Below are 15,570 nucleotides of genomic sequence, written 5' to 3' on the forward strand. Positions count from 1 at the left end.
GTGAAAGATGAATTTGTTATTTGGAATATTGACACTAAGGAAGATTACTACGGTTTGCTTAGATTACTTATAGATGAGTATATATTCTAAAAAATATATTACTTAAATGTATATAAATAAGTTTATAGGAGGTATTTTTAATGTCATCAGAAAATAACACCAAAACAGTTGATAAAGTAAATGAAATGTTACCTATTGGTCAATTAGCAACTTTTGGCTTACAACATGTTCTAGCTATGTATGCAGGAGCTGTTGCAGTTCCACTAATAATTGGAGCTGCTGTAGGCTTAAGTCCGGAACAACTATCACTCTTAGTAGCTGCAGATCTGTTTACTTGTGGTATAGCAACTTTACTTCAAGCTATAGGTATTGGTAATTTTGCAGGTATTAAGTTACCAGTAATATTAGGTTGTACATTTGCAGCAGTAGGTCCTTTAATTATTATTGGTAAAAGTCTTGGTATGGATTATGCTTATGGATCAATAATAGTTGGAGCTATAGTTATAATACTAATAGCCCCTTTATATGGAAAACTATTAAAATTTTTTCCTACTGTAGTTACTGGTTCAGTTGTAACAATTATTGGATTATCTTTGATTAATGTTGGAATTACTAGTTGCGGTGGCGGTGCTAATGCAACTGATTTTGGTAGTGTACGTAATATACTTCTTTCTATCTTTGTAATGTTAGTTATTCTTATATCTAATAAATATTTAAAAGGTTTCTTTCAATCTATTGCTGTATTAAATGGTATTATTCTCGGAACAATTGTAGGAGCATTTATGGGAATGGTAGACTTCTCAGTTGTTTCAGAAGCTAAATGGATAAGCTTTGTTAAACCATTTACTTTTGGTATTCCTAAATTTAATGCTGGTGCAGTATTCATGATGACATTAGTTATGGTGGTTGTTATGATTGAGTCAACAGGTACATTTTTAGGTGTTTCTAAGCTTTGTGATAAGAAATTAAATGAGAAAGATATTGTAAAAGGTCTAAGAGCAGAAGGTATTGCAACTATTTTAGGTGGCATATTTAATTCATTTCCTTATACAACATTTAATCAAAATCTTGGTTTACTTTCATTAAGTAAAGTATTTAGCAGATTTGTAGTAGTTGCTTCAGGTATCATACTTATGGCATTAGGACTTATACCTAAATTTGCAGCTTTAGCAACTATAATTCCTCAACCTGTAATTGGTGGTGCTACTACAATAATGTTTGGTACTGTTGCTGTTGCTGGTATTAAAATGTTACTTGATATAGATTTGGAAAAAAATTCTAATGTTTTGATAGTAGCGACTTCTTTAGCAGTTGGATTAGGAATAACTGCTGTACCAACTTTATTATCTCAAACACCTCAATTTGTACAATCAATCTTTGGAAGTGGAATAGTTTCAGGTTCAATAGTTGCGATAGTTTTAAATGCATGGTTAAACTATGGTGAGGCTGAAAGTAATTTTAGTGATAATTGTGATGATGATAATCATATTAAATTAAAAGATAGACAGGAGTGTAAAATAAAAAGTTAACTATAATAAATTTACATTTAGATTATAGTAAATATAGAAAATTAATAAATATCAAATTACAAAAAATAAAAGTTTATATCAAACCTAGTATTTTTATTTATATTAGGTTTGATTAAAAATAAAATATATTGAAAAATAAATCATATTTTATACATAATTGCAAAATTTATACTGGGAACATAAGAATAAATATGTAATAATGTAATTAAAATACAAATAAGGAAGGGGTACCATATGAGAAAATTAAAAAAAGTTTCATCAGTAATACTAGCATTTATATTAATAACAACTTTTTTTATTGGATGTGGAAAAAGTAAAGAAGTAACAAGTAATGTGGATAAAACTATTACTGTTGAAGATCAATTAGGAAGAAAAGTAGAGATAAAAAGTGACGTAAATAAGATAGTTTCAAGTTATCCTATTACAACCTCACTTTTGTTAGCTTTAGGCCTTAAAGATAAACTTGCAGGTGTTGAAATGAACCCTAAGGTTAGAGAACTTTATAGGAGGATTGCACCAGAATTTTTAGATAAGCCACAAGTTAGTTCAGCTAAAAGTGTAAATGTAGAAGAATGTGCAAAGATAAATCCAGATTTAGTTATAATTCCAACTAGAACTAAAGAAATGATTCCAAAGTTTGAAGAACTTAATATTCCAGTTATAGCTGTAGAACCAGAGTCATTAGATTCATTTTTAAATTGTGTAAAGCTTTTGGGCAAATCTACTAATACAGAAGATAGAGCAAATGAAATAGTAAAATATTACGAAGATAATTTAGAAAAAATAAAGAAAATAAATGAGAATAATACTAATAGACCTAAGGTTTATTTATCAGGAAGTGCAAATGTTTTAAGAACATGTACATCAAAAATGTACCAAAATTATATGATAGAAGCTTCTGGTGGAAATAATGTAACTTCATCTCTTGAAGATGGTCATTGGGTAAATATATCAGCTGAACAATTGTTAGCTTATAATCCAGATATAATTTATATAGTTCAATACGCAAAATATAATGTAGAAGATGTTCTTAATGATGAAAGATTAAAAGACGTGAATGCAATAAAAAATAAGAAAGTCTTTGTTATTCCATCAGTAATAGAACCTTGGGATTATCCAACTCCATCATCAATTCTAGGTATTCTTTGGATGACAAATAATATTAATCCAGATAAATATTCAACAGAAGAATTTGAAAAGACAGCAAAAGATTTTTATAAAAAATTCTTTAATTTAGAAGTAGATAATAAGGATATTGGAATATGAATTTAAAATATTCCAAAGTGATAAGCAGTATTGTTTTATTGTTGTTAATAATTATCTCTCTATTAATAGGTAGATACCATATTAAACCAATAGATATAATAAACACCATGTTACATGGACAATCTCATTCATTAGAATTTAATTTAATATGGAACATAAGATTTTCAAGGGTAGTATTAGTTTCAATAAGTGGAGCTGCATTAGCACTATCCGGAATTGTTTATCAAAGTATTTTTCAAAATCCTATAGTATCTGCTGATGTACTTGGCGTAAGTTCAGGAGCTTCGCTAGGTGCAGCAATTGCCATAGTATTTTTACCTTTTTCGCCAATAATAATTCAAGTAATGGCATTTGTTTTTGGAATAGGGGCAGTTATTTTCTCATTGCTGTTATCTAGGCAAATGAGAAGTAATAGAATATTAGCTCTTATTATAGCGGGAATTGTAACTGGTGCAATATCATCATCATTTTTAATGATAATAAAGTATTTAGCAGATCCATATAAAGAATTGCCATCAATAGACTTTTGGTTAATGGGTGGGTTTTATAATAGCACATGGAAAAGTGTGATTTATGTATTTATATTAACAACTATATCAGCAATAATATTATTTTTATTAAGATGGAAATTAAAAGTACTTACTATGGGAGATGACCAAGCAAAACTATTAGGAGTAAATGTTAAGGTTATTAGAATAATTGCTATATTTTCAGCAACTCTTTTAGTATCAACTGTAGTTTCAGTAGCAGGTATTATAAGCTGGATAGGTTTACTAGCACCTCATATAGTAAAGTTTTATGCTAAAGATGATATATCAGAGGTTATGGGATTAACTATGGTAGTTGGAGCAACAATCCTTATAATAGCAGATACTATTGCAAGGAGTTTAACTTCAGTAGAAATTCCAGTTAGTATATTAACTTCGTTAGTTGGTGCACCATTTTTAGTTTATATTCTTAATCGAAAGGAAAATACTATTAGATGAAAAACGATTTAGAAATAAATAATTTAACTGTTAAATATTCAAATAAAACAGTACTAAAAGATATCAATTTAGCACTTAATAAAGGTGAAGTTACAATACTTTTAGGATTAAATGGAGCTGGAAAAACTACCTTATTAAAGTCTATGATTGGACTTATGAAAAGAACTACTGGTGAAGTAATTTATGATAATAAGGATATATTAAAACTTTCGAATAAAGAGAGAGGAAAATTAATATCTTACATTCCTCAAAATTTGCATACAAGCCAGAATTATAGTGTACAAGATGTAATTCTTATGGGGATTACACCATACCTTGGAATGTTTGATATGCCAAGTAAAGAGCATCATGAATTAGTTAAAGATATTTTAAAAAAATTAAATATAGAATATTTAAAAGATAAGTATATAAGTGAAATAAGTGGTGGAGAAAGAAGGCTAGTTTATTTAGCAAGAATATTTATTCAAAATTCTAATATCATACTTTTGGATGAACCAAATACTTTTTTAGATTATGTAAAACAGCATGAATTTTTTAAATTTATCAGTGATTTGATAAGAAAAAATAATCTAATTAATTTAATTACAGTACATGACATTAATTTAGCACTAAGATATGCAGATAAGATAGTTATATTAAGTTCTAATGAAATAGTTGATGTTATAGATTGTAAAGTTAATGGGTATGAGAAAAAATTTGTGAGTTTGATGGAAAGAATCTACAATAAAAAACTTGAAATTGCTTATACAAAATTTGGTCCAGTTATAGTTTGTTAGTATGGAATATAGTAAGTTAACATAATAAAGTTTAACATTTTAAAACTGCATAAAGGAGATAAGTTAACATAATATGAAAATTTTTAAATGCAAGAATATGAAAATAGATAATGTAACATCGCTAATACAAGCCTTAAATATAGATATTAATAAAAAAATGATAATTTCATTTGTTGGCGGTGGTGGTAAGACAAGTTCAATATATGAATTAGGATCTGAATTAATTAAATTAGGTAAGAAGGTCATTATAACGACTACAACTCATATGCAGATGCCTGAAAAAAATTTTGTTTTAACAGATAAAGAGAATGACATTTTAAATTTATTAAATACTGAAAAGATGATTACTGTAGGACAAAAATGTATTAAGAAGTCTGATGAGGATAAATATAGAAATCTAACTCGTAAAGAAAATACTATATGTGATAAAAATAAAGGTAGAGAAAAAATACAAGGCTTTTCAATTGAATCTACTAAAAACCTAATAGAATATTGTGATTTTTTATTGATAGAAGCAGATGGAGCAAAAAGATTGCCATTAAAAATGCCAGCAAATCATGAACCGGTAATACTAGAAGAAAGTAATTTAGTTATAGGGGTATGTGGTATTGATGCAGTAGGTCAAAGTATTAAAGAAATATGTCATAGAAAAGAATTAGTTACAGAGTTTTTAAATGTAGATGAAGAACATAAAATCAATGAAGAAGATATAGCTAAGATTTTATCAAGTGAAAAAGGTCAAAAGAAAAATGTTAAGTGTGATTATAAAGTGATTGTAAATAAAGTGGACGATGAAGAAAAATTAAATATAGCTAAGAATATTTTTAATGAATTTTTAAAGCTAGGAATTAATGAATTAATATTCACAACTTTTAAAGGTGATATTTAAAAGTATAAAGTTTTAACGGAATGTGATATATGCATAAGAAAAAGTGGACTGAGTAATTAAATCAGTTCATAAAAATTTAAGGTATATAGTTTATAAATATTAAAAGGAGTATGGAACTATGATAGTAATAAAGGGTGCTGGAGACTTGGCAACTGGAGTTGCCACTAGGTTAAAAAAATGTGGATTTGATATAGTTATGACAGAAATTTCACAGCCAACTACAGTAAGAAGAACAGTAGCCTTTTCGCAAGTTGTTTATGATGAAAAAGTAGAGGTTGAAGGGATAACAGCAGTGCTTGCTTCAAATAAAGAAGACATAAATAAGATTGTTGAAGAAGGAAGAGTAGCAGTTTTAGTTGATGAAAAAGCAAAGATAATAGATGAAATTGAGCCTGAAATAATAATTGATGCTATTATAGCTAAGAAAAATTTAGGTACAAAGATTGATGATGCAAATATTGTAATCGCTTTAGGTCCAGGATTTACAGCAGGAATTGATTGTCATTGTGTTATTGAAACAAAAAGAGGTCATTATTTAGGCAAAGCGATATATAAGGGAAGTGCTATACCTAATACAGGAGTTCCAGGTGAAGTAGGTGGTTTTAGTAAAGAGAGAATAATAAGAGCTACAACTGATGGAAAAATAACACCTATATCAAAGATAGGAGATTATGTGAAAAAAGGTGATATTGTAGCATATGTTAATGAAACTCCAGTTTTTGCAAAATTGGATGGTATAGTACGTGGAATGCTTCAAAAAGATGTTAATGTTTTTAAAGGAATGAAAAGTGGAGATATTGATCCAAGATGTGAAAAAAATCATTGTTTTACAATTTCAGATAAAGCTAGATCAATAGGCGGAGGTGTTTTAGAAGCAATTCTGCATTTGAGTAATTTTAAGTTTTAGTAGAATGTTGATATTTGCATACATAAAGCAGACTTAGAAATTTACTTTAAGAATACTAAAAAGCAAATTTAGAAGAGTATATTTAGGAGGATTATTATGAATAAAATAGTTGATGCAAAGGGAAAGAATTGTCCAATACCTGTAATAATGGCTAAGAAGGAAATTGATAATGGAAATGTTAATTTTGTAGTTGAAGTTGATAATAACATAGCTAATGAGAATCTAAAGAAATTAGGAAATAGTATGAGCTTTGAAATAAAATCCCAAGAAGTTAATGGAATATTTAAAGTACATTTTTTTAAGGGTGAAGCAGATAATAATGAATCAGAAATCTGTGAAGAATGTAATGAAATAATAGAAGAAATTAAAAGGGATAAATTAAGTAAATGGTCAATATTTATTGGAAAAGAAATTATAGGTTCTGGAAGTGAAGAGCTTGGAAAGTCTCTTATGAAGATGTATTTTTATACAATGACAGAATCTGATGATTTACCAAAATCAATTTTATTTATGAATGAAGGAGTAAAAATACCAGCATTAAATGAACAAGTTGTAGAGCATCTAAAAGATTTAGAAAAAAAAGGTGTTGAAATATTAGTTTGTGGTACATGCCTTAACTTCTATGGATTAGAAGAAGAATTGAAAGTTGGAAAAGTAAGTAACATGTATGAAATATCTAATTATATGAAAGCATCATCAAAAGTTATTACTTTATAGCATTAGGAAAGTTTTTAGAAGTGTGTTGATATATACATAAGTAGAGTAGATTGAGTACTTTAATGTATTAACATTACATTAAAACATGATCCAAAATCAGAAAAATACTTTGAAGTAATAAGTAAGGGGGAGAGACTATATGTCAAATGATATAAAACTTACGAGTTTAACTAAAAATTCAGGGTGTGCAGCTAAGATAGGACCGGGAGTTCTTCATAGTGTATTAAGTAGTTTACCTAAGTTTGAAGATGAAAATTTAATTGTAGGATTTGATACAAGTGATGATGCTTGTGTATACAAAATTAATGATGATACGGTAGTGATAAAAACAGTAGATTTTTTTCCGCCAATGGTAGATGATCCATATACTTTTGGACAAGTTGCAGCAGCTAATGCCCTTAGTGATGTTTATGCTATGGGTGGAAATCCTTCAATAGCAATGAATTTAATTTGTTTTCCTTCTTGTTTAGATATATCAATTATGCGTGAGATACTTGCAGGAGGTTACGATAAGGTAAAAGAAGCTGGAGCAGTAATTGCAGGCGGGCACACTATAGCTGATCCAACACCTAAATATGGACTTTGTGTAAGTGGATTTGCACGTCCAGAAGAAATACTTTCAAATAGCAATGCTAAAACTGGAGATGTACTTGTACTTACTAAACCTTTAGGAATTGGAATTATGAATACTGCGGCAAAGGCAGAATTAATAGATGAAAAGAAAATTAAAGAAGTTACATCAATAATGTCTACATTAAATAAGTATGCTAAGGAATGTACTTTAGGATTAGAGATTCATTCATGTACTGATGTTACAGGATTTGGACTTGTTGGTCATAGTTATGAAATGGCAAGTGGAAGTAAAAAGACGATAGAGCTTTTTAGTAAATCTGTACCAATTATAGATGGAGCATTAGATTATGCAAAAATGGGAATTATACCTGAGGGTATGTACAATAACCTTGATTATTTAAAAGATAAGTTTGCAGTAGGAGCTAATATATCACAAGAGTTACAAGATGTATTGATAGATCCACAAACATCAGGAGGGTTATTACTTTCACTTCCAGAAAAACATGCAAAAGAATTTTTGTCAAGAATGGAAAATTTCACTCCATATGCTAGGATAATAGGTCAAGTACTCGATAAGAGTGAAAAGCCTATAATTATTAAATAATTTGGATATGTTTGTAGTGTATTGTTATATGCATAAACAAAAATAGAGTGAGTAATTTAACTTGGAAATCCTAAAATGATTATAATCTAATTTTTAAAATATCAAAATATTAAAAAACATTATAAATAAATGGAGGGTATTATGGAATTACAGAAAAATTTACCAGAAATATTTGAAGAGTTTGCAGAAGGAAGAAGAAATGCATTTATTAAGGCTAAAGAAATTAAAGATAAAAATATACCTTTAATTGGAGCATTTTGTACTTACTTTCCACAAGAATTAGGATTAGCTATGGGGGCAGCTACTGTTTCAGTATGTTCAACATCTGATGAAACTATTGCTGCTGCAGAGCAAGATCTTCCACGTAATTTATGTCCTTTAATAAAATCTAGTTATGGTTTTGCTAAGACTGATAAATGTCCTTTCTTTTTCTTTTCAGATTTAATTGTTGGAGAAACAACTTGCGATGGAAAAAAGAAAATGTATGAATATCTTTCAGAATTTAAACCAGTACATGTTATGGAGCTTCCAAATTCTCAACGTGAAGATGGATTAGAATTATGGAAAAATGAGATTATTAGATTAAAGTCATCTTTAGAAGAAATGTTTAATGTAGAAATAACAGAAGATGATATAAAAAGAGCTATAAAAATAAAAAATAATGAACGTAAAGCATTAAAGAAATTTTATGAATTAGGAAAAAGAGAACCAGTCGCAATATTAGGACAAGACCTGTTTAAAGTTATAAATGGAACAACATTTAGCTTTGATAAAGAAAAAATTCCAGAGCAAATTAATGAGGTAATTGAAAAGATTAATTCTGAATATGAAGCTGAAAAGAAATATGAATCTAAACCTCGTATATTAATAACAGGATGTCCTATTGGTGGTGCAACCGAAAAGGTTATTAAAGCAATTGAAGATAATGGAGCTTATGTAGTTGCTTTTGAAAATTGTAGTGTTGCAAAAGCCGTTGATGAATTAGTAGATGAAGAAAATCCAGATGTTTATGATGCTCTTGCACGTAAATATTTATCTATTGGATGTTCTTGTATGACTCCTAATCCAAATAGAATTAAACTTCTTAATAAAATGATTGATGAATATAAAGTAGATGCTGTAGTTGATGTGATATTAACAGCTTGCCACACATATAATGTTGAGACTTTATCAGTTAAAAGATTTGTAAATGATGAAAAAAGTAAGCCATATATGAGTGTTGAAACTGACTTTTCTCTTAATGATATTGGTCAATTAAATACTAGAATGACTGCATTTATAGAGATGCTTTAGGTTTTAGCAATATACAAATGTTAAGAAGATATGAGGAAATAAATTATGAGTAAATATACTTTAGGAATTGATTCAGGATCAACAACTACTAAAGGTGTATTGTTTGATGGTAAAACAATTATTAGAACAATGCTTGTAAAAACAGCAGCAAAACCGAGGGAAAGTATTTCTAAAATCTATAATGAACTGTACTCTAATAACGTAAAATATACAATAACGACAGGTTATGGTAGAGATTTATTAAAAGAAGCTAATAAAACTATTACAGAAATAACTTGTCATGCAAAAGGGGCAGCATTTCTAAATCCTAGTATTAAAGGCGTTATAGATATAGGAGGACAGGATTCTAAGGCTATTTCATTAGATGAATCATTAAATGTTGTAGATTTTCTAATGAATGATAAATGTGCTGCTGGAACTGGTAGATTTGTTGAAGTTATGATGAGAATTTTAGAGGAAGATATAACTGATATTGATGAGTTTGTAAAAGATAGAAAGCCTGTAAATATAACTAGTATGTGTACTGTTTTTGCAGAGAGTGAAATTATTAGTCTTCTTGCAAAGGATGTTCATAGAGGTGATATTGCCCTTGGAATTATTCATTCAATTTGTAGACGAACAGCTAATTTTGCTCAAAAATTGAATTTAAAAGATGAGATATTTTTTAGTGGTGGACTCGCATCCTCAGAAGTTTTTAGAGCAACACTTGAAAGTTATCTTAAACAAAAAGTATCAATTAATGAATTAAGTCAGTTTGCAGGGGCAATTGGTGCAGCAACTATTGGATATAAAAAATTAAATAAAAAATAATAAGGAGAATTTACACAAAATATTTATTAAGATGTGTAGTTAAAAATTAATATGATGAAAATAAATTTAATATTATTAGCATCAGGGGATAGTACCAGGTTTAGAAGCAATAAGCTATTAACTATTGTTAATAATAAACCAATGTATATGAATGTAATAGATGAGGTTTTAAAAATAAATTTTCATAAAATAGTTTTAGTTACTCAATATGAGGAAATTAAATTAGCTTTGTTAAACAAAAACATTGAAATTGTTATGAATAAAAATAGTGAACTTGGAATATCTCATTCTATTGAGCTTGCAATGAAAAAGGATGTTGAAGCAGATGCATATATGTTTATGGTTTGTGACCAACCATTTATAAAAGCACAAACTATAGAAAATTTGATATTTAGATTCATGGAAAGTAAAAAAGGAATGGCATGTGTTGAGTTTAATGGAAACTTAGGTAATCCAACTATATTTTCAAAAAAATATATTGATGAATTGCTTAATTTAAAAGGTGATGTTGGAGGAAAAGCAGTTATGAAAAAACACCTTGATGATTTAGAAAAAATTTCCATTATTAATGAGATAGAAATTAAGGATATAGATACTAGAGAAGAATTAATTAATATATCCTACAATAATATATATGAGGTAAAAGAGTGATGAAGAAAAAATTTTATAAAGATCTTTTTGAAAAGTTAAATTTAAACAAAGAAGTATTTATAGTAACTGTTATACAGGGATCATATGATGGTAAAAATATAGCAGGACAAAAACTATTTAAAAGCAAGAAATTTATGGCTATAGAAAATGATAATCTTAAAAATTTCTGGGATGAAATTTTAAGTGAAATAGATTTTAATAAAGGCACATATGTTTTAGACCTTGATAATGATATAAAATTGTTTATAGAGTATATTATAGGAAAACCTAATTTAATTATTTGTGGTGGTGGACATGTTGCCTTACCTTTATGTGAAATGGCAAATTTATTAGAGTTTAATGTTACTGTAATCGACAATAGAGAAGAATTTGCGAATAAAGGAAGATTTCCTATGGCAAGTAATGTTATATGTAAAGATTTTAATGAAGCATTTGAAGAAGTCGAATTTAATAAAAATAGTTATTTTGCTATAGTTACAAGAGGGCATAAATGTGATAGAGAGTGTTTAGAAATAATACTTAAAAATGACTTTTACTATGTTGGAATGATTGGAAGCAAAGGAAAAGTACAATTTGTAATAAGTAGTTTATTAGAAAAAGGATATAAAAAAGAAGACATTGATAAAGTGCATACTCCAATAGGTCTTAGCATAGGAGCAAAAACACCAGCAGAAGTAGCGGTAAGTATTTTATCAGAAATAATACAAATAAAAAATGAAAAAATAATAAGTACTATACCAGATGATATTTCTAATACTATATTAAATACAAATGAACCAATGATTTTAACTACAATAATTGAGAAGCATGGATCAGGGCCTAGAGATCCTGGAACAAAAATGCTTATAAAGAAAAATGGTGAATTTATTGGCACTGTTGGCGGTGGAAGTGTTGAATATTCAGTTTATAAAAGGGCATTAAAGTTATTTGAAGAAAAAGAATCTATTTTAGAAGAATATGATTTATCAAATTCTGCTTCTGCAAAACTTGGTATGGCTTGCGGTGGACATATAAAAGTATTTTTTGAATTTATAAATTATAATAACAAATAGTACTAAATAATTAAATACAAAAATAAAAACTCTAGCTAAGGATTAAAATTCTTTTAAGTTAGAGTTTTATTTTATTAAAAAACAAATTATTACTTGTAAGTTATGTAATAGAAAGTATTATTATATTTCATGATAAAGAGATGATGGTATTGCTTGACAATGATATTACTAAATAATTATAATTTTCATAGTTATGATGTGAAATATGAAAAGGAGGATATATTAATGGAAAATAAATAAATTTAAGAGATAGGAATGAAAAAATGAAAATTAAATTAAAAGAAAAATCGCATAATCACTCAGAAGGAATATATTCAATTGACTTTTATGCATACCAATCTCAAATAGGTCATTGGAATTCTATGTTCAAGGTATTATTTGCATTTATTACATTATTATTTTGCATTATTGCAGATAATTTTTATGTATCTTTAACTATTGTATTTACTATGGCTTTTATTACTATATACAAAGGTGGAATTCATTTTCGGGAATATTTGCATCTACTTACTATACCAATGGTTTTTATGATTCTTGGTAGTATTGCAATTGCTATAGGAATATCAACACGACCACTAGGACAATATAATTTGAATTTTCACTGGTTTTATTTATATTCATCAAATGAAAGTATAATAAAAACATTGAAAATTATGATGAAGGCATTTGGAGCAATAAGTGCTATGTATATGATGACTTTATCTACATCAGCTAGTGAAATAATTTCTGTTTTACGTAAACTTCATATACCAAAACTTATCATTGAATTAATGAATATGGTATATAGATTTATATTTATTTTACTAGATGTACAATGCAAAATGAAAAATTCAGCACAATCTAGGTTAGGATATGTTGATTTTAAAACATCTTGTTATTCTTTTGGTAGTACAGCAGGAAATCTTTTGATTGTTTCTTTAAAAAAGGCAAATGCTTATTATGATTCAATGGAGTCTAGATGTTATAATGGTGAGATGAATTTTTTAGAAGAAGATAAAAATATAGAAATAAGTCAAATAGTATTAGCGATAATTTATATGATATGTTTAATAATATTGTGGTTAATAACTAGATAGGAGTAGAGAGTATGAATGAAAGTTCAAATGATGCGATTTTACAGGTGAGAAATTTAAATTATAAATATAACAATGAGAAAGCTGTATTATCAAATGTAAATATTGATATTTATGAAGGTGAAAAAGTAGCCATTCTTGGATCAAATGGAGCAGGTAAATCTACGTTTTTTTTAAATATTAATGGAGTTTTAACACCTAAAAGTGGTGATATTATTTATAGAGGGAAAAAAATATCTAAAAAAGAACTTAATGAATTGAGAAAAAATGTGGGTATTGTATTTCAAGATGCAGATAATCAGATAATTGCTTCAACTGTTTTGGCAGAAGTTTCTTTTGGTCCTATGAATTTAAAATTACCTAAAGAAGAAGTTAAAGAAAGAGTTGAAGAAGCATTATCATATATGAATTTAACAGATTTTAAGAATCGTCCTCCACATTATTTAAGTGGTGGTGAGAAAAAGAGAGTTAGTATTGCAGATATTATTGCAATGAAATCAGAAATTATAATTTTTGATGAACCTACTGCATCATTAGATCCTTTAAATTCAATTATGCTTGAAGAAGTTTTAAAAAAATTATCAGAAGAGAAAAAAACACTTTTAATATCTACTCATGATATAGACTTCGCTTATCGTTGGGCAGAACGTGTTATTGTTTTTGCTAATGGAGAAATTATAGCAGATGGAACACCATTACAAATATTTAAGGATGATAAAATAATAAAATGTGCAAATTTAAAGCGTCCTACTATGCTAGACGTATATGAAATTTTAGTAGATAAAGGCTTAATTAGAAATAATTCCATTTATCCTAAGGATATAGTTGAATTTATTAAAATGTTATAATGTTATATTGAAATTATGTGAATTATAGGATATTAAACCAGATTAAGTTGACAATGTGAATACTTTTACTATAGAATTAAAATTGTTTATAAAAGTAATATGAAAATATTACCATATTATTATAAAAAGGTGCCTGTGGTTTTCTCCGCAGGATAATAGGGAAAAGAGTGAAATTCTCTTACGGTCCCGCCGCTGTATTGGAAGATTTATATTTTATTATGTCACTGGGAAACTGGGAAGACAAAATATAGAGATAATTCTTAAGTCAGAAGACCTGCCTTTTTTATCGGATATATATAGTTACGAGAGATGACTATATATGGACAAGTCTCTTTTAATGTTATTTAATAATGTTATTTAAAGAGATTATTTATGATGCTAGTTTGATGAGTGGGAATCATTGAATGTGGTATCTTTTTTTATTTGAAAGGAGAAATAAAATGAAAGAACAAAAAAACATTAAGAAAATCGCTATTATATTTGCTTTGCTATTTGGAATAACTCCAGCAGTAAATGCGATGCATATTATGGAGGGGTATTTACCAGTTAAGTATTGTGTATCATGGGGAATTATAAGTTTACCATTTTTAATAGCAGGATTTTTTTCTATTAAAAAAACTTTAAGAGAAGATAGGAAATCATTAGTTATTTTAGCAATGTCAGGCGCATTTATATTTGTAATATCATCTTTAAAGATTCCATCAGTTACAGGAAGTTGCTCTCATATGACTGGAACAGGTCTTGGTGCTATTTTATTTGGACCATTTGCTGTTGGGATTTTAGGAATTATAGTATTAATATTTCAAGCAATTTTATTAGCACATGGTGGACTTACTACACTTGGAGCAAACACTTTTTCTATGTCAATTGCAGGACCGATATTATCGTACATAATATATATTATATGCAAAAAGTTAAAAGTAAATAAAAAGTTAGGTATTTTCTTAGCAGCATCTTTAGGAGATTTATTTACTTATTGTATTACTAGCTTACAACTTGCTATTGCTTATCCATCACCAGATGGTGGAATAGGTGCTTCTGCAATAAAATTTTTAGGTGTTTTTGCACCAACTCAAATACCACTTGCAATTGTTGAAGGTATATTAACAGTTATTGTTATTATTGGATTAGAAACATATGCAAAATCTGAATTAACATCAATTGGATTTATGAAGGAGGGAAAATAATAATGAGCAAAAATAAAAAAACAGTAATAATATTATTAATTATTGCATTAATTATTACTATAGTTCCTCTATTTGCATTAAAGGGTGCTGAATTTGGTGGATCTGATGATGCTGGAAGTGAAATGATAGAAGAAATACATGGAGAATATGAACCTTGGTTTACACCTGTTATGGAAACATGGATTGATGGAGAATTACCAGGCGAAATAGAAAGCCTTCTTTTCTGTGTTCAAACAGGTATAGGTGTCGGAATTTTTGCATTTTTTATGGGTAGATTTGTAGAGAGAAAGAAATGGCAAACAGGTAGTCATAAAGAATGTTAATATGTAATTAAATTCAATAAAATAATCATTTAATAAATTGGCTATGTTTTAGCAGAGTGTTGATATATGAATAAGCAAAGTGGACT

16 protein-coding genes and 1 riboswitch are annotated in these 15,570 nt (G+C 27.9%); all 16 genes read left to right on the top strand.

The genetic code is table 11. The features are described 5' to 3' along the window. The first annotated feature begins 140 nt into the window (after positions 1–140). Positions 141–1,529, top strand: coding sequence for a nucleobase:cation symporter-2 family protein (locus NG918_RS03350; protein WP_252224529.1), 1,389 nt, complete (start codon positions 141–143; stop codon positions 1,527–1,529). 234 nt (positions 1,530–1,763) lie between these two features. After that, on the top strand, positions 1,764–2,795 hold the full coding sequence (locus NG918_RS03355; RefSeq protein ID WP_252214607.1) for an ABC transporter substrate-binding protein: 1,032 nt from the start codon (positions 1,764–1,766) through the stop codon (positions 2,793–2,795). Then, a complete protein-coding gene (locus NG918_RS03360) occupies positions 2,792–3,781 on the top strand; it encodes a FecCD family ABC transporter permease (protein WP_252214608.1) in 990 nt (329 codons plus the stop codon). The genes NG918_RS03355 and NG918_RS03360 overlap by 4 nt, the downstream gene beginning before the upstream one ends. Then, a complete protein-coding gene (locus tag NG918_RS03365; RefSeq protein ID WP_252214610.1) occupies positions 3,778–4,557 on the top strand; it encodes an ABC transporter ATP-binding protein in 780 nt (259 codons plus the stop codon). The genes NG918_RS03360 and NG918_RS03365 overlap by 4 nt, the downstream gene beginning before the upstream one ends. 73 nt (positions 4,558–4,630) lie before the next feature. Then, complete coding sequence (gene yqeC, locus NG918_RS03370; protein ID WP_252224534.1) at positions 4,631–5,446, top strand: selenium cofactor biosynthesis protein YqeC; 816 nt, start codon at positions 4,631–4,633, stop codon at positions 5,444–5,446. 118 nt (positions 5,447–5,564) lie between these two features. Then, complete coding sequence (yqeB, locus tag NG918_RS03375) at positions 5,565–6,353, top strand: selenium-dependent molybdenum cofactor biosynthesis protein YqeB (protein WP_252214614.1); 789 nt, start codon at positions 5,565–5,567, stop codon at positions 6,351–6,353. 96 nt (positions 6,354–6,449) lie between these two features. Further along, on the top strand, positions 6,450–7,070 hold the full coding sequence (gene yedF / locus NG918_RS03380) for a sulfurtransferase-like selenium metabolism protein YedF (RefSeq protein WP_252214616.1): 621 nt from the start codon (positions 6,450–6,452) through the stop codon (positions 7,068–7,070). Positions 7,071–7,209: 139 nt separating this feature from the next. Next, entirely contained in the window at positions 7,210–8,247 is a 1,038-nt protein-coding gene (selD, locus tag NG918_RS03385) for a selenide, water dikinase SelD (protein WP_252214618.1), read from the top strand. Positions 8,248–8,388: 141 nt separating this feature from the next. Next, the gene (locus NG918_RS03390) at positions 8,389–9,540 is read left to right on the top strand and encodes a double-cubane-cluster-containing anaerobic reductase (protein ID WP_252214620.1); all 1,152 of its coding nucleotides are present in this window, start codon (positions 8,389–8,391) and stop codon (positions 9,538–9,540) included. Positions 9,541–9,585: 45 nt separating this feature from the next. Continuing rightward, positions 9,586–10,350, top strand: coding sequence for an acyl-CoA dehydratase activase (locus tag NG918_RS03395; protein WP_252214622.1), 765 nt, complete (start codon positions 9,586–9,588; stop codon positions 10,348–10,350). A 51-nt stretch (positions 10,351–10,401) separates the two neighbouring features. Continuing rightward, positions 10,402–11,001: a nucleotidyltransferase family protein gene (locus NG918_RS03400; protein WP_252214625.1), complete on the top strand. Its 600-nt coding sequence runs from the start codon at positions 10,402–10,404 to the stop codon at positions 10,999–11,001. Further along, a complete protein-coding gene (locus NG918_RS03405) occupies positions 11,001–12,053 on the top strand; it encodes an XdhC family protein (protein WP_252224544.1) in 1,053 nt (350 codons plus the stop codon). The genes NG918_RS03400 and NG918_RS03405 overlap by 1 nt, the downstream gene beginning before the upstream one ends. Before the next feature lie 263 nt (positions 12,054–12,316). Then, positions 12,317–13,129, top strand: a complete 813-nt coding sequence (cbiQ, locus tag NG918_RS03410; RefSeq protein WP_252214631.1) for a cobalt ECF transporter T component CbiQ — start codon at positions 12,317–12,319, stop codon at positions 13,127–13,129. An 11-nt stretch (positions 13,130–13,140) separates the two neighbouring features. After that, positions 13,141–13,974: an energy-coupling factor ABC transporter ATP-binding protein gene (locus NG918_RS03415; protein WP_252224548.1), complete on the top strand. Its 834-nt coding sequence runs from the start codon at positions 13,141–13,143 to the stop codon at positions 13,972–13,974. 111 nt (positions 13,975–14,085) lie between these two features. Next, positions 14,086–14,270: riboswitch (cobalamin riboswitch) on the top strand. 144 nt (positions 14,271–14,414) lie between these two features. Next, positions 14,415–15,161, top strand: coding sequence for an energy-coupling factor ABC transporter permease (locus tag NG918_RS03420; protein WP_252214636.1), 747 nt, complete (start codon positions 14,415–14,417; stop codon positions 15,159–15,161). A gap of 2 nt (positions 15,162–15,163) precedes the next feature. Continuing rightward, positions 15,164–15,484 (top strand): energy-coupling factor ABC transporter substrate-binding protein, encoded by a 321-nt coding sequence (locus NG918_RS03425; protein WP_252214639.1) that lies wholly within the window; start codon positions 15,164–15,166, stop codon positions 15,482–15,484. The last annotated feature ends 86 nt before the right edge of the window (positions 15,485–15,570 follow it).

The organism is Clostridium sp. ZBS2 (assembly GCF_023845855.1).
GTDB classification, from domain to species: domain Bacteria; phylum Bacillota; class Clostridia; order Clostridiales; family Clostridiaceae; genus Clostridium; species Clostridium aquiflavi.